This window comes from Achromobacter sp. HZ01, from assembly GCF_003267925.1.
Taxonomy (GTDB): domain Bacteria; phylum Pseudomonadota; class Gammaproteobacteria; order Burkholderiales; family Burkholderiaceae_B; genus Achromobacter; species Achromobacter pulmonis_A.
The window spans coordinates 382,225-407,520 of record NZ_LWKV01000004.1; the positions used below are offsets into that span (position 1 = coordinate 382,225).

28 protein-coding genes are annotated in these 25,296 nt (G+C 68.5%); 15 read left to right on the forward strand and 13 right to left on the reverse strand.

From position 1 onward, the window contains the following. Window positions 1-191: 191 nt before the first annotated feature. The gene (locus A6B37_RS21380) at window positions 192-1,082 is read left to right on the forward strand and encodes a LysR family transcriptional regulator (RefSeq protein ID WP_111826856.1); all 891 of its coding nucleotides are present in this window, start codon (window positions 192-194) and stop codon (window positions 1,080-1,082) included. Here the strand turns inward: A6B37_RS21380 and A6B37_RS21385 are convergent, their stop codons facing one another. The 8 genes from A6B37_RS21385 to purT all read right to left on the reverse strand — a co-directional run bounded on the left by A6B37_RS21385 (window position 1,083) and on the right by purT (window position 10,107). Continuing rightward, window positions 1,083-1,628, reverse strand: a complete 546-nt coding sequence (locus A6B37_RS21385) for an adenine phosphoribosyltransferase (protein WP_102775239.1) — start codon at window positions 1,626-1,628, stop codon at window positions 1,083-1,085. It abuts the gene before it with no gap. A 54-nt stretch (window positions 1,629-1,682) separates the two neighbouring features. After that, window positions 1,683-3,377 (reverse strand): thiol reductant ABC exporter subunit CydC, encoded by a 1,695-nt coding sequence (gene cydC, locus A6B37_RS21390; RefSeq protein WP_111826857.1) that lies wholly within the window; start codon window positions 3,375-3,377, stop codon window positions 1,683-1,685. Continuing rightward, entirely contained in the window at window positions 3,374-5,131 is a 1,758-nt protein-coding gene (gene cydD / locus A6B37_RS21395; RefSeq protein WP_111826858.1) for a thiol reductant ABC exporter subunit CydD, read from the reverse strand. Before cydD ends, cydC begins: the two co-directional genes overlap by 4 nt. Further along, window positions 5,128-5,253 (reverse strand): cytochrome bd-I oxidase subunit CydX, encoded by a 126-nt coding sequence (gene cydX / locus A6B37_RS21400; protein ID WP_102775236.1) that lies wholly within the window; start codon window positions 5,251-5,253, stop codon window positions 5,128-5,130. Before cydX ends, cydD begins: the two co-directional genes overlap by 4 nt. Before the next feature lie 16 nt (window positions 5,254-5,269). Next, window positions 5,270-6,424 (reverse strand): cytochrome d ubiquinol oxidase subunit II, encoded by a 1,155-nt coding sequence (gene cydB, locus A6B37_RS21405; RefSeq protein ID WP_111826859.1) that lies wholly within the window; start codon window positions 6,422-6,424, stop codon window positions 5,270-5,272. Between the two features lie 10 nt (window positions 6,425-6,434). Then, entirely contained in the window at window positions 6,435-8,006 is a 1,572-nt protein-coding gene (locus A6B37_RS21410) for a cytochrome ubiquinol oxidase subunit I (protein ID WP_102775234.1), read from the reverse strand. A 121-nt stretch (window positions 8,007-8,127) separates the two neighbouring features. Then, window positions 8,128-8,673, reverse strand: coding sequence for a GbsR/MarR family transcriptional regulator (locus A6B37_RS21415; RefSeq protein WP_102775233.1), 546 nt, complete (start codon window positions 8,671-8,673; stop codon window positions 8,128-8,130). A gap of 216 nt (window positions 8,674-8,889) precedes the next feature. Beyond that, the gene (purT, locus tag A6B37_RS21420) at window positions 8,890-10,107 is read right to left on the reverse strand and encodes a formate-dependent phosphoribosylglycinamide formyltransferase (RefSeq protein WP_102775232.1); all 1,218 of its coding nucleotides are present in this window, start codon (window positions 10,105-10,107) and stop codon (window positions 8,890-8,892) included. Between the two features lie 102 nt (window positions 10,108-10,209). Between purT and A6B37_RS21425 the strand changes: the two genes are divergently transcribed. From A6B37_RS21425 to hprK, 8 genes are all read left to right on the forward strand, one after another. After that, entirely contained in the window at window positions 10,210-11,199 is a 990-nt protein-coding gene (locus A6B37_RS21425) for a KpsF/GutQ family sugar-phosphate isomerase (protein ID WP_102775231.1), read from the forward strand. Further along, entirely contained in the window at window positions 11,196-11,804 is a 609-nt protein-coding gene (locus tag A6B37_RS21430) for an HAD hydrolase family protein (protein WP_181391051.1), read from the forward strand. Before A6B37_RS21425 ends, A6B37_RS21430 begins: the two co-directional genes overlap by 4 nt. Window positions 11,805-11,841: 37 nt before the next feature. Then, on the forward strand, window positions 11,842-12,474 hold the full coding sequence (gene lptC, locus A6B37_RS21435; protein WP_102775229.1) for an LPS export ABC transporter periplasmic protein LptC: 633 nt from the start codon (window positions 11,842-11,844) through the stop codon (window positions 12,472-12,474). Next, the gene (gene lptA, locus A6B37_RS21440; RefSeq protein WP_102775228.1) at window positions 12,471-13,100 is read left to right on the forward strand and encodes a lipopolysaccharide transport periplasmic protein LptA; all 630 of its coding nucleotides are present in this window, start codon (window positions 12,471-12,473) and stop codon (window positions 13,098-13,100) included. The genes lptC and lptA overlap by 4 nt, the downstream gene beginning before the upstream one ends. Window positions 13,101-13,132: 32 nt before the next feature. After that, window positions 13,133-13,927 (forward strand): LPS export ABC transporter ATP-binding protein, encoded by a 795-nt coding sequence (gene lptB / locus A6B37_RS21445; RefSeq protein WP_102775227.1) that lies wholly within the window; start codon window positions 13,133-13,135, stop codon window positions 13,925-13,927. Between the two features lie 214 nt (window positions 13,928-14,141). Beyond that, window positions 14,142-14,477: a ribosome-associated translation inhibitor RaiA gene (raiA, locus tag A6B37_RS21450; RefSeq protein WP_006391806.1), complete on the forward strand. Its 336-nt coding sequence runs from the start codon at window positions 14,142-14,144 to the stop codon at window positions 14,475-14,477. Window positions 14,478-14,833: 356 nt separating this feature from the next. Then, window positions 14,834-15,289: a PTS sugar transporter subunit IIA gene (locus A6B37_RS21455; protein ID WP_102775226.1), complete on the forward strand. Its 456-nt coding sequence runs from the start codon at window positions 14,834-14,836 to the stop codon at window positions 15,287-15,289. 21 nt (window positions 15,290-15,310) lie between these two features. Then, window positions 15,311-16,237, forward strand: a complete 927-nt coding sequence (gene hprK, locus A6B37_RS21460) for an HPr(Ser) kinase/phosphatase (RefSeq protein WP_102775225.1) — start codon at window positions 15,311-15,313, stop codon at window positions 16,235-16,237. Window positions 16,238-16,395: 158 nt separating this feature from the next. On the opposite strand, the gene A6B37_RS21465 is transcribed toward hprK, so the two are convergent. Continuing rightward, window positions 16,396-17,679, reverse strand: coding sequence for a cytochrome c (locus A6B37_RS21465; RefSeq protein WP_111826860.1), 1,284 nt, complete (start codon window positions 17,677-17,679; stop codon window positions 16,396-16,398). Window positions 17,680-17,688: 9 nt separating this feature from the next. After that, a complete protein-coding gene (locus A6B37_RS21470) occupies window positions 17,689-18,423 on the reverse strand; it encodes a c-type cytochrome (RefSeq protein WP_102775223.1) in 735 nt (244 codons plus the stop codon). Between the two features lie 194 nt (window positions 18,424-18,617). On the opposite strand from A6B37_RS21470, the gene rapZ reads away from it, so the two are divergent. Then, window positions 18,618-19,490: an RNase adapter RapZ gene (gene rapZ, locus A6B37_RS21475; protein ID WP_102775380.1), complete on the forward strand. Its 873-nt coding sequence runs from the start codon at window positions 18,618-18,620 to the stop codon at window positions 19,488-19,490. After that, entirely contained in the window at window positions 19,487-20,443 is a 957-nt protein-coding gene (locus tag A6B37_RS21480; RefSeq protein ID WP_111826861.1) for a septal ring lytic transglycosylase RlpA family protein, read from the forward strand. The genes rapZ and A6B37_RS21480 overlap by 4 nt, the downstream gene beginning before the upstream one ends. A 13-nt stretch (window positions 20,444-20,456) precedes the next feature. On the opposite strand, the gene A6B37_RS21485 is transcribed toward A6B37_RS21480, so the two are convergent. Continuing rightward, window positions 20,457-21,038, reverse strand: a complete 582-nt coding sequence (locus A6B37_RS21485; RefSeq protein WP_102775221.1) for a methylated-DNA--[protein]-cysteine S-methyltransferase — start codon at window positions 21,036-21,038, stop codon at window positions 20,457-20,459. A 3-nt stretch (window positions 21,039-21,041) separates the two neighbouring features. Then, window positions 21,042-21,977: a 16S rRNA (cytidine(1402)-2'-O)-methyltransferase gene (gene rsmI, locus A6B37_RS21490; protein ID WP_111826862.1), complete on the reverse strand. Its 936-nt coding sequence runs from the start codon at window positions 21,975-21,977 to the stop codon at window positions 21,042-21,044. Between the two features lie 66 nt (window positions 21,978-22,043). Between rsmI and A6B37_RS21495 the strand changes: the two genes are divergently transcribed. The 4 genes from A6B37_RS21495 (at window position 22,044) to A6B37_RS21510 (ending at window position 24,420) form a co-directional block, all read left to right on the forward strand. Continuing rightward, the gene (locus A6B37_RS21495; RefSeq protein ID WP_111826863.1) at window positions 22,044-22,523 is read left to right on the forward strand and encodes a YraN family protein; all 480 of its coding nucleotides are present in this window, start codon (window positions 22,044-22,046) and stop codon (window positions 22,521-22,523) included. 78 nt (window positions 22,524-22,601) lie between these two features. After that, a complete protein-coding gene (locus A6B37_RS21500; protein ID WP_165359025.1) occupies window positions 22,602-23,195 on the forward strand; it encodes a phosphoheptose isomerase in 594 nt (197 codons plus the stop codon). Next, on the forward strand, window positions 23,192-23,932 hold the full coding sequence (locus tag A6B37_RS21505) for a BON domain-containing protein (RefSeq protein WP_102775217.1): 741 nt from the start codon (window positions 23,192-23,194) through the stop codon (window positions 23,930-23,932). The genes A6B37_RS21500 and A6B37_RS21505 overlap by 4 nt, the downstream gene beginning before the upstream one ends. Beyond that, window positions 23,929-24,420, forward strand: a complete 492-nt coding sequence (locus tag A6B37_RS21510; RefSeq protein WP_102775216.1) for a TlpA disulfide reductase family protein — start codon at window positions 23,929-23,931, stop codon at window positions 24,418-24,420. The genes A6B37_RS21505 and A6B37_RS21510 overlap by 4 nt, the downstream gene beginning before the upstream one ends. Before the next feature lie 23 nt (window positions 24,421-24,443). Here the strand turns inward: A6B37_RS21510 and A6B37_RS21515 are convergent, their stop codons facing one another. Then, window positions 24,444-25,232 (reverse strand): MetQ/NlpA family ABC transporter substrate-binding protein, encoded by a 789-nt coding sequence (locus A6B37_RS21515; protein WP_102775215.1) that lies wholly within the window; start codon window positions 25,230-25,232, stop codon window positions 24,444-24,446. Between the last annotated feature and the right edge of the window lie 64 nt (window positions 25,233-25,296).

The following is a 25,296-nucleotide window of genomic DNA, read 5'->3' on the forward strand; positions in this document are numbered from 1 at the left end:
GATTTGGGAAAACCGTTGTGCCGCAAGCCTGTCCGGCATTCAGCCACGCGCAAGCTACGTAACGGCGCCGGATTACGCCATGCGCGCCCCGGACTTTTATCCCGCGCTGAATAGACATTCCTGCTGGCGGGACAATAATTACATTTATGATATGAATCTGCCAGAAATGGAATTTTGAATGACGAGGACCTATGGATATACAGCTTAACGACATCGCCCTGTTCGTCGAAGTCGCCAAGCGCAAGAACTTCAGCCACGCGGCCGAAGCCTTGAATATTCCAACCTCCACCCTCTCGCGCCGGGTCAGCGAACTGGAACGCAGCATCGGAATGCGGCTGCTCAACCGCAGCACCCGCAAGATCGACCTGACCGAAGCCGGCGCCGTCTATTTCGAGCGCTGCCGCCACATCGTGGAAGAGGCGCGCATCGCGCACGACCAGCTGCTGGACATGGCGGTGCAGCCCAAGGGCCGGCTGCGCATTTCCCTGCCCACCAGCCTGGCGCAGCTATTCCTGCCCGCCGTGATCCGCGAATTCCGCGAACAGCATCCGGACATCGAATGCGATTTCGATCTGAGCATGCGGCCGATCGATCCCATCAGCAATCCGTTCGACCTGGTGCTGCGCTTCGGCCAGCAGCCGGACTCCAGCCTGATATCGCGCAAGATCGTGCTGATGGCGCACCAGCTGTACGCCTCGCCCGACTACCTGGCCCGCCACGGCGAACCGCGCACGCCGGCCGATCTCGCCCACCACGAATGCCTGCGGCCCACCATGCGCGAGGACTCATCCTTCTGGATGCTGCATTCGGGCGACAAGGTGGAACGCGTGCAGGTGTCGGGGCGGCTGTCGGCCAACAACGTCGGCATGCTCGCCCGCCTGGCCAGCCAGGGCCTGGGCATCACGCCGCTGCTGGTGTTCGACGCCATGGAGCGCGCCATCCAGCAATCCAGCCTGGTGCGCGTGCTGCCCGACTGGAGCCTGACGCCGCTGCCGCTGTTCGCGCTGCTGCCCTCGCGCATGCTGCCGGCCAAGACCAAGGCGTTCCTGGACTTCATCCAGCCGCGGTTGCTGGATGCGTGATCAATCGTCCCCGTACTGACAGACCGTGAAAAGCGGCGTGCCGGTGGCGGCGACCTTGGCCGAACCGCCCAGGCCGGGCAGGTCGATGATGGCCGCGGCCTCGACCACGTTGGCGCCCAGGCGCTGCAGCAGGTTGATGGCGGCCAGCATGGTGCCGCCGGTGGCGATCAGGTCATCCACCAGCAGGACGCGCTGGCCGGTGCGCACCGCGTCCGTGTGCATTTCGACGGACGCGTTGCCGTACTCCAGCGAGTATTCCTCGGCCACCGTGCGAAACGGCAGCTTGCCCTTCTTGCGCACGGGCACGAAGCCCAGGTTCAGTTCATAGGCCAGCACGCTGCCCACGATGAACCCGCGCGCGTCGATCCCGGCCACCAGGTCCAGGCGCTGGCGCATGTAACGGTAGACGAAGAGATCGATCAGCACCCGGAATGCGCGCGGATCCTGCAGCACCGGCGTGATATCGCGAAAAACGACACCGGGTTGGGGCCAGTCTGGAACGCTGCGGATGGTGCGCCGGATGTACTCGGCGTAGTCGGTCTGCATGGAAGACGGCCCTGAAGAATTGAAGCAAGGCGAACTATAACCTCGCGGCCGCGCTTAAGCCAGGACGGCGTTCCGACCATGTTTATGCAGGCGGCCGGCGCGTAATCGGTAGCTTCGGTCGACCGCCCCCGGCGGCAAGGCCGCGTGGGTGGCGAGCACCACGGCGCGCCCGCGCACCGCGGCTCGCAGGTCCTGGAAGAACGCGGTTTCGGCGGCGGCGTCCAGGCCGGCGGTGGGCTCGTCCAGCACGATGACCGCGGCCGGCGACAGCAGCGCGCGCGCCAGGCACAGGCGGCGCGCCTGGCCTGCCGACAGCCGCGAACCGGTTTCGCCCGCCCAGGTGTCCAGCCCTTCGGGCAGGCCGCGCACGAAATCGCCCAGACGCGCCGCGTCCAGCGCGCGCCACAGCGCGGCGTCGTCGGCCTGCGGATCGCCGATGAGCAGATTGGTGCGCAGCGTGCCCAGGAACACCGGCGCCTCCTGCGACAGCAAGGCGACGCGGCGGTGCCAGTCGGCCTGCGCGCAGGCGCGCGCGTCCACGCCGCCGAAACGCACCTGCCCGGCCTGCGGATCTTCCAGGCGCAGCAGCAGATGCAGCAGGGTCGATTTGCCGGCGCCGCTCGCCCCCAGGATGGCCACGCTTTCGCCCGGCGCCACGCGCAGGCTCACGTCTTCCAGCACCGCCGGCGCCGGCTCCCCGGGCGCGGCGGGATAGGCGAAGCGCACGCCGTCCAGTTCCAGCGCGCCGGTCTCGGGCAGGGCCTGCGGCGCATCGGGATCGAGCATGTCGGGCTGGCTTTGCGTCACCTCGCGGATGCGCGCCGCCGCCGACATCGCCGAGCCCATGCGCGAGACGCCGCGCATGATGGGACCGGCCACTTCGAAGATGCCGATGACCGCCAGCAGCAGGCCGGCCAGCACCGGACCGCTGATCCGTCCGGTGGCCAGCGTGTCCAGGCCGAACCAGAGCCAGGCCAGCACCGCCGCGCCGGCGGCGAACTGCAGGAAGAACTGGCCCCGGGCCGCGACCCGCGCCTGGTCGCCGCGCGCGGCCGCGCTGGCCTGGCACAGCCGCTCGAAGTGATCCGTGGTCTGCGCCTGCGCGTGCAGCGCCACCATGTCGGCATGCCCATCCACCGCGTCCAGCGTGGCCGCGCGCAGTCCGGCCGCGCTTTCCTGCGCCGCCGCGCCCGGCCGGCGCGCGGCCCGCAACAGCCACAGGGGCACCAGCACGCAGGCCGTCAACAGCGCCAGCGCGAACGCCAGCGCGGCGGCGGGCACCCAGCGCCCCAGCACCGCGGTCAGGATGGCGCCGCCCAGCAGCGCGGTGGCCAGCGGCGCCAGCACGAACAGGAATACCGTGTCCAGCGCGTCCACGTCGCCCGTCATGCGCGCCACCAGGTCGCCGTCGCGGTAGCGCGCCAGTTGCCGCGGCGTCAGCCGCGTGAGCGCCGCGAACACCACGGCGCGCAGGTCCGCCAGCAGGCGCAGCGTGGCGGCATGGCCGACGACGCGGTCGGCGTAGCGCGCCACGATGCGCAGGAACGACAGCGCGCGCACCAGCGCCGACGGCGCGAACAAGTTGAACGCGGCGCCCGCGCCGGCCAGCGCGGCCCCGGTCAGGAACCATCCCGACACGCCCAGCAGGCCCACGCCCGCCGCCACCGTGGCCAGCGCGCAGAATAATGCGAGCAAAAGCCCGCTTTTTCGGCGGGCATACAGCGGCAGCAGCAGCAACAGGTTCTTCATGCGTCTTCCACTTTCGCGTCGGCCACGCGCAAGATCCGGCCCAGCCGCGCCGCCACGGCCGGCGCATGCGTCGCCAGCAACAGGCTGCGGCCGGCCGAAAAGGCCAGAATCTCGTCCAGCACGCGCGCCTGCGTGTCCTCGTCCAGGTGCGCCGTGGGCTCGTCGAGCAGGATCAGGCCCGGATCGCGCAGGAACAGGCGCGCCAGCGCCACGCGCTGCGCCTGCCCGCCGGACAGCCCGTGGCCGCGCCCGCCCAGCCGCGTCTGCAGCCCTTGCGGCAGCGCCTCGGCGAATTCCAGCACGCAGGCGCGCCTGGCGGCTTCGCGCAGCTCGGCGTCGCTGGCGTCGGGCCGGCCCAGGCGGATGTTGTCGGCGATGGAGCCCGCCAGCAGCTGCGGCTTCTGCCCGATCAGCACCACGCGTTCGCGCAGGGCCGCCTCGCTCCATTCGGCCAGCGGCAGGCCGTCGATGCGGATGTCCCCTTCGGCCGGGCGCAGGCGCGCAAGCGCCTCCAGCAGCGTGGACTTGCCGATGCCGCTGGGCCCCATCAGCGCCACATGCTCGCCCGGGGCCAGCGCCAGCGCGGCGCCGGACAGCACCGGGCGGCTGCGCCCCGGCGCCTGCACGCCCAGGCCCGCCACGGCCACCGCCGCGCCCGCGCCGCGCGATGCGGGCGCGGCGGGGACGCCGGTTTCGACGCGATCGCCGGTTCCGTCGTCCTGCGGCAGGCCGTCGAACAAGGCGGCGATCTGCGTGACCGCCGCCAGCGCCGTGGCGCGGTCGTGGTAGTGCGCCGCGAACTGGCGCAGCGGCGCATAGACCTCCGGCGCCATCAGCAGACAGAACAGGCCCGCCTGCAGGGTAAGCGGCGTCCAGCGCACGTCCAGAAAGCCCAGATAGGTCAGGCCGATATAGACGGCCACGCCCGCCACGCCCAGCGCGGCGAAGAACTCCAGCACCGCCGACGACAGGAAGGCGATGCGCAATACCGACATGGTGCGTTGGCGCAGGGCGTCGCTGGCCGCGGCCACCGAGGCGGCTTCGGCCTCGGCCCGGCCATACAGCTTCAGGGTCGACAGGCCGCGCAGGCGGTCGGCGAAAAAGCCCGACAGCCGCGCGAACGCGCGCAGGTGGCGGCGGCTGGCGCCCTGGGCGCCCCAGCCCACCAGGGCCATGAAAAGCGGAATCAGCGGCGCGGTGACCAGCAGCAGCAGCCCGGCGATCACGTCCACCGGCAGCAGCACCACGGAGAACGCCACCGGCAGCATGGCCGCCGCCGCCATGGCCGGCAGGTACTTGGCGAAATAGCCGTCGAGCGCCTCGACCTGGTCCACCACCGCGCTGGCCAGTTCGCCCGCGGCGCGGCCCCGGCTCCAGTGCGGCCCGAGGCGCAGCAGGCGCCGGAACAGCGACAGCCGCACGTGCAGCTTGATGCGTTCCGCGGCCTCGGCGCCGGCGCGCTCGCCCGCCCAGGCGATGGCCGCGCGGACCAGCATGAGCGCGGCGATGCCGAGAATGCCGCCGATCAGTTCGTGCCGGGGCGCCTGCCCGACGATGGCCGCGTCCAGCACGCTGGCCAGCAGCCAGGCCTGCGCCACCATCAGGATGCCGCCGACGAGCGGCGCGGCGCCCGCCAGTATCAGCGGCAGCCGGGCGGCCCTGGCAAGCGCCGCCAGCCACCGCGACTGTTCACGCGGCGGTTTGCCCAGCGTTGCGGAGGGATCGTGCTCGAGGGCGCTGGTGTCGCCCCTCACTCGTCGTCGCGGCCGGCGCGCGGGTCATGCGCATGGCCTTCGCGCAGTTCGAACCACATCGCGTTGAGGATGGCGAATGCGCACGCCAGGCCCAGGCCGAGTATCCACGAGAAATACCACATGGTGGAGGCTCCTAAGTCAGTATGAGTTGGGCGTGCCGCCGACCGATTCCTCGGTGACCTTGCCGCGCATGACGCGGTAGACCCAGGCGGTGTAGACGGTGACGATCGGCAGGAAGACGGCGACCGCGATGACCATGATCCACAGCGTCAAGTGGCTGGACGAGCCGTCCCAGACCGTAAGCCCGGCCTGCGGTCTGGTCGACGAGGGCATGATGAACGGGAACAGCGAAAAGCCCGCCGTCAGGATCACGCCGGTGATGGACGTAGCCGAGGCCAGGAACGCCAGCATGTTGGCGCGCGCGCTCAGCAGCAGCGCCGCCAGCACCGCCCCGGCCACGCCCAGCGCGGGCGCGATCCACATCAGCGGCCACTTGGCGTAATTGGCCATCCATGCCCCGTCCTGCACCGACACGGTCTTCTGCATGGGATTGGAAGGGGCCGCCACGTCGATGGCGCTGGTGATCACGTGGCCGCCGATGCCGCCGGCCACCCAGAAGCCGCCGACGATGAAAAGCGCGGCGGTCAGCAACGCGCACAGCCGGCCCCAGTTGCGGGCGCGCTCGGCCACCGCGCCCTCGGTGCGCCAGGCCAGCAGCACGGCGCCGTGCATGGCCAGCATCACCACGCTCAGCACGCCGGCCAGCAAGGCGAACGGCATGAACAGCTGGTAGAAGTGGCCTTCGTAGATGGGCCGCAGCGTGACGGGGTCGAACGTGAACGGCACGCCCAGGATGATGTTGCCCATGGCCACGCCGAACACCAGCGAGGCCAGCACGCCCGAAAAGCACAGCACGGCGTCCCAGCGGCTGCGCCAGCGGGTGTCTTCCATCTTGCTGCGGTACTTGAAGCCCACGGGCCGCAGGATCAGCGCGATCAGCACCAGCATCATCGCCAGGTAGAACCCGGAGAACGAGGCCGCGTACAGCAGCGGCCACGCGGCGAAGATGGCGCCGCCCGCGGTGATGAGCCACACCTGGTTGCCTTCCCAGACGGGGCCGACCACGTTGATCACCACCCGGCGCTCCACGTCGGTCTTGGCGACCACCGGCAGCAGCGCGGCCACGCCGAGGTCGAAGCCGTCCATCACGGCGAAGCCGATGAGCAGCGCGCCCATCAGCACCCACCACACCACGCGCAGGGTGCCGTAGTCGAAGGGGATCAGATTTTCCATGATGCTCTCCTCAGGCGCGCACGGCGGCGTGGACGGGATCGGCGGCGCTGTCGGGCGCCGGCTGATCGGACTTCGGTCCGGCCTTGATGGCGTGCAGCATCACCTTGACGCCGATGATGGCCAGCACCGTGTACAGCACCAGGTAGATCGCCAGGGAGATGACCAGGTCCATGACGGTCAGGCCCGAGGCCGCGTAGTAGGTCGGCAGCACGCCTTCGATCACCCAGGGCTGGCGTCCGTACTCGGCCACGAACCAGCCGCTTTCGATGGCGATCCAGGGCAGCGGCAGGCTCCACAGCGCCACCTTGAGCAGGCCGCGGCGGCTGTCCAGGCGGCCGCGCGAGGCCAGCCAGAAGGCCACGGCGAAGAACACGATCAGGTACATACCCACCGCCACCATGATGCGGAAGGTCCAGAACAGCGGCGCCACCGTGGGCACCGTGTCCACCGCGGCCTGCTTGATGTCGGCCTCGGTGACCTTGCTCATGTCGGGCTGGTAGCGCTTGACCAGCAGCGCGTAGCCCAGGTCGGGCCAGGTCCGGTCGAACACCATGCGCGCGTCCACGTCCTTGGGATTGGCGCGGATCTTCTGCAGCGCGTCGTACGCCACGATGCCGTCGCGGATGCGGTTCTCGGCGCGCAGGATCAGGTCGTCGATGCCCAGCAGCGGCGTGGTCAGCGAGCGCGTGCCGATGATGCCCATGACGTACGGGATCTCGATGGCGAAGTCGTTCTTGCGCTCTTCCTGGTTGGGCCAGGCCACCAGGTTGAAGGACGCGGGCGCCGGCTCGGTGTGCCACATGGACTCGATGGCCGCGATCTTCATCTTCTGGTGTTCGGTGGTGAGGTAGCCGCTTTCGTCGCCCAGCACCACGACCGACAGCGCCGAGGCCAGGCCGAAGCTGGCCGCGACCGCCATCGAGCGCTTGGCCAGGTCGATGTGGCGGCCCTTCAGCAGGTACCACGCGCTGATCGACATGACGAACATGGCGCCGGCCACGTAGCCCGCGCTGACCGTGTGCACGAACTTGGCCTGGGCCACCGGGTTGAGGATCACCGCGGCGAAGTCGGTCATCTCCATGCGCATGGTGTCGGGATTGAAGACCGCGCCCACCGGGTTCTGCATCCAGCCGTTGGCGATCAGGATCCACAGCGCCGAGAAGTTGGTGCCGAACGCCACCAGCCAGGTCACCACCAGGTGGCTGACCTTGGACATGCGGTTCCAGCCGAAGAAGAACAGGCCGACGAAGGTGGCTTCGAGGAAGAAGGCCATCAGCCCCTCGAGGGCCAGCGGCGCGCCGAAGATGTCGCCCACGTAGTGGCTGTAGTAGGACCAGTTCATGCCGAACTGGAATTCCATCACGACGCCGGTGGCCACGCCCAGCGCGAAGTTGATGCCGAACAGCGTGCCCCAGAACATGGTCATCTTTCGCCAGATGGGGCGGCCGGTCATGACGTACACGCTTTCCATGATGGCCAGGATGAAAGACAGGCCGAGCGTGAGGGGAACGAACAGGAAGTGGTAGAGGACGGTCGCGGCAAACTGGAATCGCGACAGGTTCACGACGTCGAGATCAATCATCGGGGCGCTCCCAAAGAGATGCCACGGCAACCGGCATGGTTCCCAGGCCGTCTGCGCCCAATGGTAAGGGCGTTGGATACAACTTCATAGGGGTTATCCATAAATTCAGGACAGATCACTTTCATTCCTTGCCGCGCAATTTGCCGGCGAAGCCCAGCACCTTCTGCACCTTGGAACCCAGTTTCATCAGGTTCTGCAGGGTTTCGGGAGGCAGGCGCTGGACCTCGTCGAACCATCCGGTGGAGAGCTCGATGAGCTCCAGCATCTCGGTCATGCGCTGTTGCGCGTAAGCCTCATCCGGCCCGGATGGCGGCTCCAGCAGGGTGTCCCGCAGCAGCGAGAGCGTGGGATCGATCTCGCGCTTGCGCTTTTCTTCCATCAGGGTGCGGAAGATCTCCCAGACGTCCTTGGGGGTTTCGAAGTAGTCGCGGCGGTCGCCCACCTGGTGGATGAGCTTGACCAGGCGCCAGGACTGCAGCTCTTTCAGGCCGAGGCTGACGTTGGAGCGCGAAAAGCCCAGCGCGTCGGCGATGTCGTCGGCGTTCAGGGGCTTGGGGGAGAGGAACAGCAGGGCGTAGATCTGGCCGACCGTGCGGTTCACGCCCCAGCGGCTGCCCATTTCCCCGAAATGCAGGATGAAGCGTTCGTTTTGCGGGGTGAGAGCCATGATCGATCCTGCGCCAGCGGTACGGAAGCGGCGAACCAGAAAAATCCAGTTACGTCACTTCCAGAAATTTCTGAAATTATCGAACAAACCATGAGAAAGCGCAAACCACACCGGCGGCATGGGGATGCACGCAAGCGGGACGGGCATCGACGGCGGACGAACGCAAGCAGCCCCCGCCTGGGCGGGGGCTGCTGGTGAAAACCGAAGAAAAAGCGGCTAGCCGGCCTGGACCGACACGGCGGCGGCCACCCGCTTGGCCTTGGCGCGCGCGGCCGCGACGTCGTCGGCCACGGCCAGGCCCACGCCCATGCGGCGCTTGACGAAGGATTCGGGCTTGCCGAAGAGGCGGATATCGGTGCCGGGCTCGGCCAGCGCCTCGGCCACGCCGTGGAACGACACGGCCGCGGCGTCGACGCCGCCGTAGATGACGCTGCTGGCGCCCGGCTGGCGCAGGCTGGTGTCCACCGGCAGCCCCAGCAGCGCGCGGGCGTGCAGTTCGAACTCGCTCTGGACCTGGGTGATCAGGGTGACCAGGCCGGTGTCATGCGGGCGCGGGCTGACTTCCGAGAACCAGATCTGGTCGCCGGCGACGAACAGTTCCACCCCGAAGATGCCCAAACCGCCCAGGTTGGACGTGACGGCCAGCGCGATCTCGCGCGCGCGCTCCAGCGCCGCGGGCGACATCGGGTGCGGCTGCCAGCTTTCCACGTAGTCGCCGTCGACCTGCTTGTGGCCGATGGGCTCGCAGTAGCGGGTCTCGATCTGGCCGTCGGCGCCGCGGGCGCGCACGGTGAGCAGGGTGATTTCGTAGTCGAAGCGGATGAAGCCTTCGACGATGGCGCGCCCGCCCCCTACCCGGCCGCCCTCCTGGGCGTAGCGCCAGGCGTCGGCGATGTCGTCGGCGCTCTTGATCAGGGACTGGCCCTTGCCCGAGGACGACATGACCGGCTTGATGACGCAGGGATAGCCGATGCCGCCGTCGATGGCCTGGCGCAGCTCGGCCTCGGTGTCGACGAAGCGGTAGGGCGAGGTCGGCAGGCCCAGGGTTTCGGCCGCCAGGCGGCGGATGCCCTCGCGGTTCATGGTGAGCTGGGCGGCGCGGGCGGTCGGCGTCACCCGGGCCACGCCGGCCGCTTCCAGGTCGACCAGCAAATTGGTGGCAATGGCCTCGATTTCGGGGACAATAACGTGCGGCCGCTCCTGTTCGATGACTTTGCGCAAGGCCTGCGGGTCGGTCATCGAGACCACATGCGCCCGGTGCGCCACCTGGTGGCCCGGGGCGTCGGCATACCGATCCACCGCGATGACCTCCACGCCCAGCCGCTGCAGGGCGATGATGACCTCTTTGCCCAGCTCGCCCGCCCCGAGCAGCATGACGCGGGTGGCCAGGGGAGACAAAGGCGTGCCTAGAACGGGGCTGGGAAGGCTGGACATGGACGAACCTGCAGGAGAGTTTGGAAGCCGTTGAAAAGAGCCGCCAGGATGCCATACCCCCCTGCTCGGGGCAAACCCGCATACTGATATTAAAATCCGCCCATGACTGACCATCCCACCACTACGTCCGAGACCGCGCTGGCATCTGCGCGCAGAACGCTGCAAATCGAAAGCCAGGGGCTGCTGGACCTGTCGGCCCGGCTGGACGACAGCTTTGCGCAGGCGGTCGCCATGCTGCTGGCCTGTCGCGGCCGCGTGGTGGTGAGCGGCATCGGCAAGACCGGCCATATCGCCCGCAAGATCGCGGCGACGCTGGCCTCGACCGGCACGCCGGCCTTTTTCCTGCACGCGGCCGAGGCCGTGCACGGCGATCTCGGCATGATCACCCGCGACGACGTGATCATCGCGATTTCGTATTCGGGCAGCGGCCAGGAATTGCTGACCATCCTGCCGGTGGCCCGCCGCATGGGCGCGCGCCTGGTCGCGATCACGGGCAATCCGCGTTCGGAACTGGCCGAGCTGGCCGACGTGCACCTGGACGCCAGCGTGGCCCAGGAGGCGTGTCCGCTGAACCTCGCGCCCACGGCCAGCACCACCGCCGCGCTGGCCCTGGGCGACGCGCTGGCCGTGGCCTGCCTGGAGGCGCGCGGCTTCGGCCCGCAGGATTTCGCGCGCTCGCACCCCGGCGGCGCGCTGGGCCGCCGCCTGCTGACGCACGTGCGCGACGTGATGCGCCAGGGCAACGCCCTGCCCATCGTGCTGGCCGGCACGCCGGTGTCGCAGGCGCTCGAGGTCATGTCCGCCAAAGGCATGGGCATGACGGTCGTGACCGACGCGCAGCACCGCCCCCTGGGTATCTTCACCGACGGCGACCTGCGCCGCCTGATCGCGCGGCACGGCGACATCCGCAGCCTGACCGTGGAATCCGGCATGACGCGCTCGCCGCGCAGCATCAATCCCGACGCGCTGGCCGTCGAGGCCGCGCAGCAAATGGACGAACAACGGCTCAACCACATGCTGGTGCTGGATGCCGACGGCGCCCTGCTCGGCGCCCTGCACATGCATGATCTGATGGCCGCTAAAGTGGTATGACTATGACTCTTCCTGCTTCCGTGACTCACCCGGCCGACGCGCTGGTCCTCGCCCGCATCCCCGCCGCCGTGCGCGAACGCGCCGCCACCGTGCGCCTGATGGTGTTCGACGTGGACGGCGTGCTGACCGACGGCAGCCTCTATTACGGCGAAAGCGGCGAACTGCAGAAGCGCTTCAACGCGCTGGACGGCCACGGGCTGCGCCTGCTGATGGAAGGCGGGCTGACGGTGGCGCTGATGACCGGCCGCTCGGGCCCGATCGTGGCGCGCCGCGCCGCCGAACTGGGCATCGCCGAGGTGGTCCAGGGCGTGCGCGACAAGGGCGGCGCGCTGGCTGAACTTGCGCAGCGCTGCGGTGTCCAACTGAACCAGACCGGCTATATGGGCGATGACATCATCGACCTGCCGGCCATGCAGCGCGCGGGCTTCGCCGCCAGCGTGCCGAACGCCCCGGGCTACGTCAGCCAGGCCGCCCACTGGGTGTCCACGCAGGCCGGCGGCAACGGCGCGGTGCGCGAATGCTGCGACCTGCTGCTGGCGTCCCAGGGACGCCTGGGCGCATTCCTGGCGGCGCCGGGCCTGCTGGGCCCGGGCGCCATCCAATGACCGCCGCGACAACCGACACGCCCTTGCGGCGAACCCGATGAAAGAACGTTTTCCCTCTCTGATCGCCCTGTTCCTGCTGGTGGTGCTGGTCACCAGCTCCTGGTGGGCGGCCGATTACGCGCAGCGGGCCATCCCGGTGGACCCGCCGCGCCGCGTCACCCACGAGATGGACGCCTGGTCGCGCGATTTCGTCATGCTGCGCACCGATCCCAGCGGCCGGCCCATCAACCGGCTCGAAGGCCAGTACGCGGAACACTTCCCCGACGACGACTCCTATCACATCACCGCGCCGCGCGCGGTGGGCCAGCGCGAGACCAACCCCATCACGGTGGCCGTCTCCAAGACGGCCGTGATGGAGCAAGGCGGCAAGCGCATCGTCATGAACGGCGACGCGCACGTGCATCGCCAGCCCGACGCCAACAACGACATGCTGGACGTGCGCAGCCAGCAACTGATCATCCTGCCCGACGAGGACGTGGTCTATACCGACCTGCCGGCGGAGGTCCTCAAGGGCCGTTCGCGCATGAACGGCAAGGGCATGCGCTACAACAACAAAACGCGCCAGCTGCAGGTTTCGGCATCGACCGATGTGGAAATCGCCGGTTCCGAAGGCAAGCAGCAGCCCCGGAACGGCGTTCCCGCCAACAACACTGACCAGAAAAAACCATGACCGACCTCCGGATTCTCCTTGCCCCGACGACCCGCCTGATCGGCGCCGCCCTGCTGGCGGCCGCGGCGCTGGCGCCGGTCCACGCCGCGGAACAGGGTTCCAAATCGGCGCCTGCGGCCGAAGAGCCCAGCACGCTGATCCTGTCGGAGACCCTGCACTACGACGACGTGAAGAAGAAAAGCGTCTTCACGGGCAACGTCAGCCTGACGCGCGGGCTCATGACGCTGACCTCGGACGTGCTGGAGGTCAACGAGGACGCGAAGGGCAACCAGTTCGGCACGGCCACCGCCAACAAGGGCAAGGTCGTGACCATCCGCCAGGAGCGCCCCGAGACCTTCGAGCTCATCGAAGGCAAGGGCCTGCGCGCCGAATACGACGGCTCCAAGAGCACGTTCGACCTGATCGGCCAGGCGGTCGTGATCCGCTACGTCTGTGGCAAACCCTTCGACACCATCCGCGGCGAACGGGTGCGCTACAACGAAAAGACCGGCACCTACGAAGCCCAGGGCGGCCCCAACTCGTCGGCCCCCGGCGGGCGGGTGCGTTCGGTCGCCGAGCCGCGCGCCAAGTCCGACGCCGCCATCGCGGAATGCCGCAAGCAGCAGGCCGCCAAGAAAGGGCGTTGAAGCGCCTCCCAGCCACACCATACGCAGCCACGATGAACCAACCCACAGTGCAGACTCCCGTGACCTCCGCCCCGACGGGCGTCAAGCAGGGCAGCCTGCGCGCAACCGGCTTGCGCAAAACCTATAACGGCCGCACGGTGGTGCAGGACGTCTCCCTGTCCGTCGTCAGCGGCGAAGTCGTCGGCCTGCTCGGCCCCAACGGCGCCGGCAAGACCACCAGCTTCTACATGATCGTGGGCCTGGTGCCCGCCGACGCCGGCCGCATCGAGATCGACGGCGCCGCCATCACGGCCATGCCCATCCACAAGCGCGCGCGCATGGGGCTGTCGTACCTGCCGCAGGATGCTTCGGTGTTCCGCCGCCTGACGGTGGAGCAGAACATCCGCGCGGTGCTCGAGCTTCAAACGGGGCCGGATGGGCGCGCGCTGTCCACGGCCAAGATCAACGAGCAGATGGAATCCCTGCTCGAAGAACTGCAGATCGGCCATATCCGCAGCAATGCGGCCATTTCGCTGTCGGGCGGCGAACGCCGCCGCGTCGAGATCGCGCGCGCGCTGGCCACCAGCCCGCGCTTCATCCTGCTGGACGAGCCCTTCGCCGGCGTCGACCCCATCGCCGTGATCGAAATCCAGCGCATCGTGCGCTTCCTGAAGGGGCGCGGCATCGGCGTGCTGATCACCGACCACAACGTGCGCGAGACGCTGGGCATCTGCGACCGCGCCTACATCATCAGCGAGGGCAAGGTGCTGACCGACGGCCATCCCGAGGAAATCGTGGGCGATCCCGCGGTGCGCCGCGTCTATCTGGGCGAACACTTCCGCATGTAACCGGCGGGTCCGGGAAGACCCTAGGCGGGCCGCCGGTACATCCTAGGGACTCAGCCATAAAAATGACATGTTATTGCGCTAGCTCAGCTTGTTTTATCGGCCCGAGTCTATACACTAGTACTAACCGAAACCGCTGAATTCAAGGAGAACGCCTAACGCACAAGCCGCGCATTTCTGCGCAATTTTTTTCCCTCTTTTAGAAGGAGAGCACACTATGAACCTGAGCATCTGCGGTCGTCACCTCGACGTCACCCCGGCCATCCGGGAATATGTCATGAACAAACTGGCGCGAGTGCTGCGGCATTTCGATCACGTCATCGATACCCAGGTCATGCTCTCGGTAGAGCCCCTGCGGCATAGAGCCGAAATCACCATGCGTCTGAGCGGTAAGGACATTCATTGTGAAGCTACCGATGAAAATCTCTATGCGGCCATAGATCTTCTGGCAGACAAGGTCGACCGTCAGGTCATCAAGCACAAGGACAAGGTACGAAGCCACACGGCCGAGTCAGTGAAGCGGCAAGCGGCGAACCTCTCGCCAACCCAGTAGTAACGCGCCTCACGACAGCTCGCCATGTGCGGCTAACGAAACAGCGATTCTCGAATCCTGCCTGAGTCCCGGTGTCCCGCTAGACCACGCGTCCAGCCGGGGCATCGGCAAACTTCCCCCCTCCCGGCTTCACCCCCTCCCCCAGCGTTTTCCCCCGTACCGGCCCGCCCGGCGCACCCGTTTTCCCGCCCGCCTCCCGAATTCCCCGTCCACGCCGTGGCGCACGGCGCAAGAATGCCCACAATCCGGCGCTTACGGTCTATGCTGTCGCTCTTGCCGTCCCACGGCGCGCCTTCGCAGGGGACGCGTCCAGAGGCCGATTATTGCACTGCGTCATATAACCATATAATGATCCGATGAATCATTTGTCGCGCATCCTTCCCGCCGGCAACGTCGTGCTCGATATGCTCGCCACGAGCAAGAAACGTGCGTTCGAACAAGCCGGCCTACTCTTCGAAAACAACCACGGCCTGGCGCGCGCGCTCGTCTTCGACAGCCTGTTCGCCCGCGAACGCCTGGGGTCCACCGCGCTGGGCCAGGGCGTGGCGGTGCCGCACGGCCGCGTGAAGGGCCTGGAGCAGGCGCTGGCGGCCTTCATCAGGCTGGCCCAGCCCATCGCCTTCGATGCGCCCGACGGCCAGCCGGTCTCGATGCTGCTCTGCCTGCTGGTGCCCGAAGCGGCCACGCAGCAGCACCTGGACATCCTGGCCGAACTGGCCCAGCTCATGTCCAACAAGGCATTGCGCGAGGCCCTGGCCACCGAAGCCGATCCGGCCGTCGTCCACAAGATGCTGACGACCGGGCAACTCTGATCCACTCGCGGACACGCTGCCATGCTCACGGTGCAGGAACTCGTCGACGACAACGCCGACAAAATCCCCTTTAACTGGATTTCGGGCCAGGGCGCGGCGGACCGCGCCATTCCCGACGACGGCATGTCGGCCGCCGACCTGGTCGGCCACCTGAACCTGATCCACCCGTCGCGCATCCAGGTCTTCGGCCAGGAAGAGCTGGCGTACTACACCCGCTTCGACCTGCGCCGGCGCATGCACCACATGGACGAGCTGCTGATCGGCGGCGTTCCGGCCATCCTGCTGGCCGACGGCCTGAGCCCGCCGCAGGACCTGATCGACCAGTGCGACCAGCACCAGGTGCCGCTGCTGTCCACGCCGGTCGCGGCCGCGCAGCTCATCGACCTGCTGCGCATCTACCTCGGCAAGAAGCTGGCGCCCACCACCACGGTCCACGGCGTGTTCCTGGACGTGCTCGGCCTGGGCGTGCTGATCACCGGCGAATCCGGCCTGGGCAAGAGCGAACTGGCGCTGGAACTGATCTCGCGCGGCCACGGCCTGGTGGCCGACGACGCGGTGGAGTTCTCGCGCACCGCGCCCAACATGATCGAAGGCCACTGCCCGCAGCTGCTGCAGAACCTGCTGGAAGTACGCGGCCTGGGCCTGCTGGACATCCGCACCATCTTCGGCGAGACCTCCGTGCGCCGCAAGATGCGCCTCAAGCTCATCGTGCACCTGGTGCGCGCCACCGCGCAGGACAAGTTCGAACGCCTGCCGCTGCAGGACATCACCCAGGACATGCTGGGCCTGCCGGTGCGCAAGGTGATGCTGCAGGTCGCCGCGGGCCGCAATCTGGCCGTGCTGGTCGAGGCCGCCGTGCGCAACACCATCCTCAAGCTGCGCGGCATCGACACGCTGGGCGAATTCATGGAACGCCAGGCGATGGCGATTCTGCAGAGCAGCAAATAGCGTGATGGGTTTCGCGCGCTCGATGTTCGCGTTCTTGTCCAAAGATTCTCGCGCTGCACCCATCCTGCGATGCAACTCGTAGGATGGGTGCAGCGCGAGATATTCGACATAAGAAATCAAGCGCCGGACGCGCGAAACCCATCAGGCAACGCCACCCCCTAATTCCGCGTAGACGCCGCGCGCGCCCGCTTGACCTCCAGCGGCGTCACACCCCCGGCCTCGTTGCCCCAGCTATTGCGGATGTACGACACCAGCATGGCGACATCGCTGTCGTTCAGCAATTGCCCGAACGGCGGCATGCCGTGGGGCCGCGGGTTGGCCGCCGTGGCGGGCGCGTAGCCGCCGTCCAGCACCATGCGGATCGCGTTGACGGGCGACGGCGCGGTCACCGTGGGATTGCCGGCCAGCGCCGGCCAGGCCGTGCCGCTGCCCTGGCCTTCGGCCTGGTGGCATTGCACGCATTGCTGCTGGTAGAGCTTGCCGCCCAGTTCCATCGCCGCCGGCGACACCGGCGCCTTGGGCGGCTGCGCCGCGGCCGGCGCGGCCGGCAGCGACTTGAGGTAGACGCCGATGGCCAGCGCGTCGTCGTCGCTCAGGTGCTGCGTGCTGCCCAGCACCACCTCGGCCATCGGCCCGCTGACGCTGGAATGCCGCGACACGCCGGTCTTGAGCAGCGTGGCGATGTCCTCGGCCGACCAGCGCCCCATGCCGGTCTGCATGTCATTCGTGAGCGGCGGCGCGTACCAGTCCAGCACCGGAATCACGCCGCCGCCCAGCGGCTGCTCCGAACGCAGCGCGCCCATGCTGTTGCGCGGCGTATGGCAGGCGGCGCAATGCCCCAGCCCTTCGACCAGATAGCGGCCGCGGTTCCATTGCAGCGACTGGCCGGCGTCGGGCTCCATCACCCCGGGCTTGAAGTACAGCGCGCGCCAGGCGGCCAGCAGGGCGCGCTGGTCGTACGGGAATTCGAGCTCGGGCGGCCGGTTCGCGCGGCTGACCGGCGGCACGCTGCGCAGGTAGGCGTACAACGCGTCGGCGTCCGCGCGCGTGATGCGCGTGTACTCGGTGTACGGGAACGCGGGATAGAGCAGCGTGCCGTCGCGCGATTTGCCGTTGTGCAGCGCCTGCCAGAAATCGTCGGCCGTCCAGGCGCCGATGCCGGTCTGTTCGTCGGGCGTGATGTTGGGGCCGTACACCGTGCCGAACGGCGTCGGGATGGGCGTGCCGCCAGCCAGCGGCTGGCCGCCGCGGCTGGTGTGGCAGGCCATGCAGTTGCCGGCCTGCGCCAGGTAGCGGCCGCGCTCGACCAGCGTGGCCGCGTCCTGCGCGGCGGCCGCCGGGCCGGTGCTGGCGTCGTCGCGCGTGCCCGCCCAGTAAAGGCCGCCGGCCGCCACGACCAGCGCCAGCAACAGGACCCACAGGACTTTCTTCATGAGTTTCATCGCGGCTCCCTAGCGTTGCGCCTGGCTGCCGCATTCGGCCGGCAGGCGCAGCGAGCCCGCGGGCTCGGGAGCATAAGGTTCGACCACGGGCCGCGACGACAGCCACGCGGCCAGCGCGCCGATGTCGGCGGGGGTGAGCTTGGCGGCGACGTCGGCCATGCAGTCCGGCTCGGCGGCGCGGCGCAGGCCGTTCTTCCAGCCGCCGATCTGCGAGCCGATGTAGTCGCGCGGCAGGCCGAGCAGGCCCGGGATGGCCGGCAGCACGCCGCCCAGCGCGGCGCCGTGACAGGCCGCGCAGGCGGGCAGCCCGCGCGCCGCGTCGCCGTCGAGCGCCAGCTTGCGGCCGGCCTCCAGCGTGGCGGCGGACACTTCGGGGCGGGCCGGCGGCGGATACGGCACGTGCTGCCCGGCGAAATACGCCGCCATTTCACGCAGGTATTCGTCCGGCAACCCGGTGAGCAGGTGCGTCATGGGCCGATACTGGCGCCGGTCGTCGCGGAAATTCAGCAGCTGGTGGTACAGATAGTCCTGGGGCTTGCCGGCCAGGCGCGGATAGTAGCCGTCGGCGCCGGCGCGGCCCTGCTCGCCGTGGCAGGCCGTACAGGCCGCCACGCGCGCCGCCATGGTGTCCGGGCGCAGGGTCTCCTGGGCCTGGGCTGGCGTGGCCGCAAAAGCGGCGGCGAGGATCGGAATTGCCCAAAACCGCGGCAGTGAAACACTACGAAAGGAAATGAAGGCTAACATCTATGTCGAATTCCAATCCCCCCGAAGCGCATGACGGCGGGGCGCGTATGTGAAATCTGTCGATGAAGTCTGTCTGATGCCGGCCAACTTTACGCCACCGGCGCAAAAAAGGTACAGATCAGATTTCGAGTTTACGGCCATATCAGATGCCGCCTTGCCGCATCGCCCTGGAAAAGCGTGCCACAATCATGTCCATGTTGAAAGTCGTCCTAGTCACCGGCATCTCAGGCTCCGGCAAGTCCGTCGCCCTGCGCATGCTCGAGGATGCCAGCTATACCTGCGTCGACAACCTGCCGGTGCGGTTCCTGACCGAGTTCATCGCCAACGCCCGCGACGAGGGCCTGGAGCGCGTGGCCGTCGCCATCGACGTGCGCTCGCCCGGCGAACTGGCCGAGCTGCCGGACGTGGTCACCGCGCTGCGCGCCATGGGCACCAGCCTGCGCGTGGTCTTCCTGGACGCCAGCACCGCCACGCTGGTGCAGCGCTATTCCGAATCCCGCCGCCGCCATCCGCTCACCGACCGCCTGCAGCGCGGCGGCACCGCGCCCTCGCTGACCGACTGCATCGCGCTGGAGCGCGAACTGCTGGCCCCGCTGCGCGAACAGGAACACGTCATCGACACCTCGGACCTGACGCCGGGGCAACTGCGGGTCTGGATCCGCGACCTGATCCACGCCGACCGCGCGCCGCTGGTGCTGACGTTCGAATCCTTCGCCTACAAGCGCGGCGTGCCGCGCGACGCCGACCTGGTGTTCGACGTGCGCTGCCTGCCCAATCCCTATTACGACCGCAACCTGCGCCCCCTGACCGGCCGCGACGAACCCGTGGCCGCGTGGCTGGCAGGCTTCGACCAGGTCGGGCAGATGATCGACGACATCGCCGGTTTCCTGAACCGCTGGCTGCCGCAATACACGCAGGACACCCGCAACTACCTCACCGTCGCCATCGGCTGCACCGGCGGCCAGCACCGTTCGGTCTATGTGGTCGAGCAGCTGGCGCTGCGCTTCGCCGACCACGACCCGCTGCTGGTGCGCCACCGCACCCAACTGCCCGACGAATCCGCATGACCCTGTCCCGACCGCTGCGCCTGATCCTGACGCTGTTGCTGGCCTTCGCCGTGGCCGCCTGTTCCTCCACCGGCGGACGCAAGAAGGGCGGCTACTACAAGGACGACGGGCCGGACGCGAATCCGCCCTCGAACCTGGACCAGATCCCCGACGCGGTGCCCAAAATCGAACCCTACGCCAGCGGCGCGAACCGGCCCTACGTGGTGTTCGGCCAGCGCTACGTGCCGGACACCAGCGGCCAGCCCTATAAAAAGCGCGGCATCGCCTCGTGGTACGGCAAGAAGTTCCACGGCAATTCCACGTCCATCGGCGAAACCTACGACATGTACGCCATGACCGCCGCCCACACCACGCTGCCGCTGCCCAGCTACGCGCGCGTGACCAGCATGGTCAACGGTAAGACCGTCGTGGTCCGCGTCAATGACCGCGGCCCGTTCCATAGCGACCGCATCATGGACCTGTCCTACGCCGCCGCGCACAAGCTGGGCATCGTCGGCCCCGGCAGCGGGCAGGTGGTCGTCGAGGCCATCCCGCCCGACGAGATCCGGCGCCTGGCCTCGCAGGGCGCGCCGGCCGCCGCCCCGGAACCCGAATCCGCCACCGGCTCGATGCCGGTGCCCTCGCCCATCGCCGCCGTCCCCGCGCCGCTCACGGCCCAGCCGCTGACGGCGCCCGCGCCCGGCTCCGCGCCGGTGCGCCAGGCGCCGGCCGCGGGCCTGGGCAATGTCTATCTGCAGGTGGGCGCGTTCAGCCAGCCGGCCAACGCCCAATCGCTGGTCAGCCGCATCAACACGCAGCTGGGCACGGCCGGCGCGCCGCCGGCCCTGATGGAACAGTCGAACAATCTCTATCGGGTCAAGATCGGGCCCTACCCCGACCGCCAGAGCGCGCTGGACGCCGTGCAGCTGGTGTCCGAGCGCATCGGCATCCTGCCCAGCATCGCCGCGCAATAACCCGGCCGCAGCGCTACCAGGGCAGTTCCGCCTGCCCGTCGCAGACGCGGCGCGCGCGCGCATTGCGGCTGCGGTACAGGTTGCCCTCGTGCGCCAGCAGCGCCTGCTTGCGCGGCAAGCCGCCGCCGAAGCCTGTCAGCGAGGTATCCGCCCCGATCACGCGGTGGCACGGAATGATGATGCTGACCGGATTGCGCCCGACCGCCCCGCCCACCGCCTGCGCCCCCTTGGGCCGGCCGACCCGGCGCGCCAGTTCGCCGTAGCTGGCCAGCACGCCGAACTCCAGATCGCACAGGGCCTGCCAGACCTGGTGCTGGAAAGCCGTGCCCACGGGGTCCAGCGGCACCTCGAATCCGCGGCGGCGGCTAGCGAACCACTCGTCCAGTTCGCGGCGGGCCTGCTCCAGGATGGGATCGGAATGCGTCAACAGCCAGCCCTCGGCCGAAGGCAGCAGGTCCTGGTCGGTGAACCAGGCGCCGCGCAGGCCCTTGGCGCTGGCGACCAGGCGCATGTCGCCCAGCGGCGTGGGGATGTCGCGGTAGGTGAGCCGTTCGCCGGAATCGGCGGGCCTGGACACCACGGTCGGGTACGTCATGGCTTATTCCGATGATTTCTTGCGGGCCAGCGCCCGGTTGTACAGCACGTCGCGCGGCAGGCCCGAGACCTTGGCCGCGACGCGGGCGGCGTCGCGCAGCGACAGCGATTCCAGCAGGGCGTCGAGCAGCGCGTCGGTGCGCGGGTCGGCCTCGTCCTGCTCGGGCTGTGTTTCGTCGGCGTGCACGATCAGCACGAATTCGCCCTGCTCGCGATGGGCGTCGGCGGCCAGCCAGGCCGCGCCCGCTTCCAGCGCGAAGGTGGCGATTTCCTCGAAGCGCTTGGTCAGTTCGCGCGCCACGGTCAGGCGGCGCTGCGGCCCGCAGACTTCCAGCAGGTCGGCCAGCGTCGCCGCGAGGCGGTGCGGCGACTCGAACATCACCACCGGCGCCGGCAGGGCGCACCAGGTGCGCAGCCAGCGCTGGCGCGCCGCCGCCTTGGACGGCGCGAATCCCGCGAAGGCGTAGGCCGGGTTTTCGTCCGTGGTGACGCCGCTGCCCATGAGCGCGGCGATCACGGCGCTGGGCCCCGGCACCGGCACCACCGTGAAGCCGGCCTCGCGCACGGCGCGCACGATGCGCGCGCCCGGATCGCTGACCGCTGGCGCGCCGGCGTCGGACACCAGGGCCACGCGCTGGCCCTGCTGCAGCCGCTCGCATATGGCCTGGGCCGCCGCGGCCTCGTTGTGGCGGTGGGCCGCCATGAGCGGCGTGGCCACGCCCCAGGCGTCCAGCAGCGTGCGGCTGGCGCGCGTGTCCTCGGCGGCGATCACGTCGGCGCGCTGCAAGGCATGCCAGGCGCGCAGGCCCAGGTCGCCCAGATTGCCGATCGGCGTGGCCACGACGTACAGCGTCGCGGCCGGCCAATGCTGCTCGGTCACGCGCTCGGCGACGCGCGACCAGGCATCGCCGGCGGACGCGGGTGAGACATTTGAATTCATTGCGGCCTACTGACACGGAAAACCATGTCAGTGTAGCCGCAGCCGCCCATGCCCCCGGAGCCTCCCATGAACGACGAGACCTTGCGCCTGGCCTGCGAACTGGCCCTGGCCGCGCGCCGCCGCGCCGCCAAACGCCGCCGGCGCGCGCCAAGCACGCCGGCCCCGCGCCCTTGTCCGCAACGCTCGCCCACCCAGCGCAGCGGCGACCGCCACGAGGCCGCCGCCCTGCGCCTGCTGCTGGCCCGCGGCCTGACGCTGCTGGCGCGCAACCTGCGCACCCCAGCCGGCGAGATCGACCTGGCCATGCGCGATGGCGACACGCTGGTGTTCGTCGAAGTCCGCGCGCGCCGGGCCGGCCGCTACGGCGGCGCCGCGGCCAGCATCGGGGCCGAAAAACAGGCCCGACTGGCACGCGCCGCCGCCCAGTGGCTGCCCGAACTGGCGCGCCGCCACTGGCACGGCCGGCTGCCGCCGGCCCGCTTCGACGCCGTTGTCTTCGAGGCCGGCCGCGCCGAATGGCTGCGCGCGGCCTTCGCGCTGGACTGAGTCCGGGCCGTAACGCCGCGCCCGCCACGGTTACGCCTGGACAGAACGGCGGTACGGCACCGTGAGATAATCGCGGCCATGGACATGACCTCTCGAATGACGTCGCACTTTCGCGACGCCATGGCTGCCTACGAACAAAGCATGAACGTGCTGGCCGAACCGCTGGCGATAGCGGTGGACGTGCTGTTCGGCGCCCTGGCGAACAACGGCAAGATTCTGGCTTGCGGCAATGGCGGCTCGGCCGCCGACGCGCAGCACTTCATCGCCGAACTGGTGGGCCGCTTCGAGCGCGAGCGCCTGCCCCTGGCCGGCATCGCGCTCAATACCGACACCTCCATCCTGACCGCGGTGGGCAACGACTACGGCTTCGACGAGGTGTTCGAGCGCCAGGTCAACGCCTTCGGCCAGGCCGGCGACGTGCTGGTGGCGATCTCCACCAGCGGCAACTCTCCCAATGTGGTGCGCGCCATGGAGGCCGCCAGCGCCCGTGAAATGCACGTGCTCGCCCTGACCGGCAAGGGCGGCGGCGTCATGGGGGAACTCATCACGCCCATGGACGTCCATCTATGTGTTCCCAGCGATCGCACGATGCGCATCCAGGAAGTCCATATTCTGCTGCTGCACGCGCTGTGCGACGGCATAGACGCTCTTCTGCTTGGAGACACCGAATGATTTCTGACGTCCGTACCGCTGCCCGTCCGCTGATGCTCGCCGCGGCACTGTCCACCGCCGCCCTGTCGCTGACGGCCTGCGCGCCGCTGATCGTGGGCGGCGCCGCCGCCACCACGGCGGTCGTCGTGACCGACCGCCGGACCTCCGGCGTCCAGCTCGAGGACCAGAACATCGCCTTCAAGGCGCAAAGCCAGATCTCGCAGAAGCTGGGCGAAACCGCCCGCGTCAACGCCATGGCCTACGGCGGCCACCTGCTGCTGACCGGCGACGTGCCCTCCGAAGAGGCCAAGAGCCAGGCCACCGCCATCGCCCAGGGCGTGGAAAACGTCAAACAGGTCGTCAACCAGCTGACGGTCGGCCCCATCGCCTCGTTCAGCGTGCGCTCCAACGACACCTGGCTGACCTCCAAGGTCAAGACCGCCCTGCTCAACACCAAGTACGTGCCGTCGGGCACCATCGCCGTCACCACCGACCACAGCGTCGTCTACCTGATGGGCAAGCTGACCCAGACCGAAGGCGAGTACGCGGCCAATGCCGCCGCCGACGTCGGCGGCGTGGCCAAGGTGGTTAAACTGTTTGAAACGATCAGCCGCGAGGAAGCGATCCGGCTGTCGAACAGCGGTTCCTCGTCCAACCCCACCACGGAATCCAAAGCGCCCATCGAAAGCGGCTCCGGCGCGCCCAGCGGCAACGCGGGCGGCACGGGCGGCGGCGTTGAGGTCATGCCCATCAAATGAAAAAAGCCATCGTAGCGCTCGCCGTCCTGGTGGCGGTCGGCATCGGCGCCTGGTTCGTGCTGCGGCCCACCCAGACCGCGCCCGACGTCACCTTCACGACCCTGGAAGGCAAGACCTTCTCCATGCAGGACCTGCGCGGCAAGGTCGTGCTGGTCAAGTTCTGGGCCACCAGCTGCGTGACCTGCGTGAAGCAGATGCCCGAGACCATCGCGGCCTACAAGCAGTACGCAGACCAGGGCTATGAGGCGGTCGCCGTCGCCATGGACTACGATCCGCCCAACTTCGTGCTGAATTTCGCCGAGACGCGCAAGCTGCCGTTCCCGGTGGCGCTGGACACCAAGGGCGACATCGCCCGCGCCTTCGGCGACATCCGCCTCACGCCCACCGCCTTCCTGATCGACAAGAAGGGCAACATCATCAAGCGCTACCTGGGCGAATACGACGTCGCCGAATTCCACGCCACGGTGGAAAAGGCGCTGGCGGGCTGAGCCCGCCCGCCGCGGTGGCGGCCTCAGAAGGCCGGCACCACCGCGCCCTTGTACTTGTCCTGGATGAACGTCTTGACTTCAGGCGTGTGCAGGGCGTCGACCAGCTTCTTGATGCCCGGCGCGTTCTTGTTGTCCTCGCGGGTCACCAGGATATTGGCGTAGGGCGAATCGGAACCCTCGATGAACAGCGCGTCCTTGGTCGGCACCAGGCCGGCTTCCAGCGCGTAATTGGTGTTGATCAGCGCCAGGTCCACGTCATCCAGCGAGCGCGGCAACATCGCCGCTTCCAGTTCGCGGAACTTCAGCTTCTTGGGATTTTCGACCACGTCGGCCGCGGTCGCGAGGATGTTGGCCGGGTCCTTCAGCTTGATCAGGCCCTGCTTTTGCAGCAGCACCAGCGCGCGCCCGCCGTTGGACGGGTCGTTCGGGATGGCGACGCTGGCGCCGTCCTTCAGTTCGGCCAGGCTCTTGACCTTCTTGGAGTAGCCGCCGAAAGGCTCGACGTGCACCAGGGCCACCGGCACCAGATTGGCCTTGCGGTCCTTGTTGAACGAGTCCAGGTAGGGCTTGTGCTGGAAGAAGTTGGCGTCGAGCTGCTTGTCGGCCAGCTGCAGATTGGGCTGCACGTAGTCGCTGAAGACCTTGATGTCGAGCTCCACGCCTTCCTTGGCGAGCCTGGGTTTCACGACTTCGAGGATCTCGGCGTGCGGCACCTGGGTTGCGCCCACCACCACTTTTTCGGCGTGGGCCGCGTTGGCCGCCACCAGGAAGGCCGAGGCCAGCAGGGCCGAGCGGACAAGATTCAAACGCATGTGTTGCCTCTTATGTAGGAATTAAAAATTGGGGACAATTTGTCCGGCCAACATAGCCCGTGGG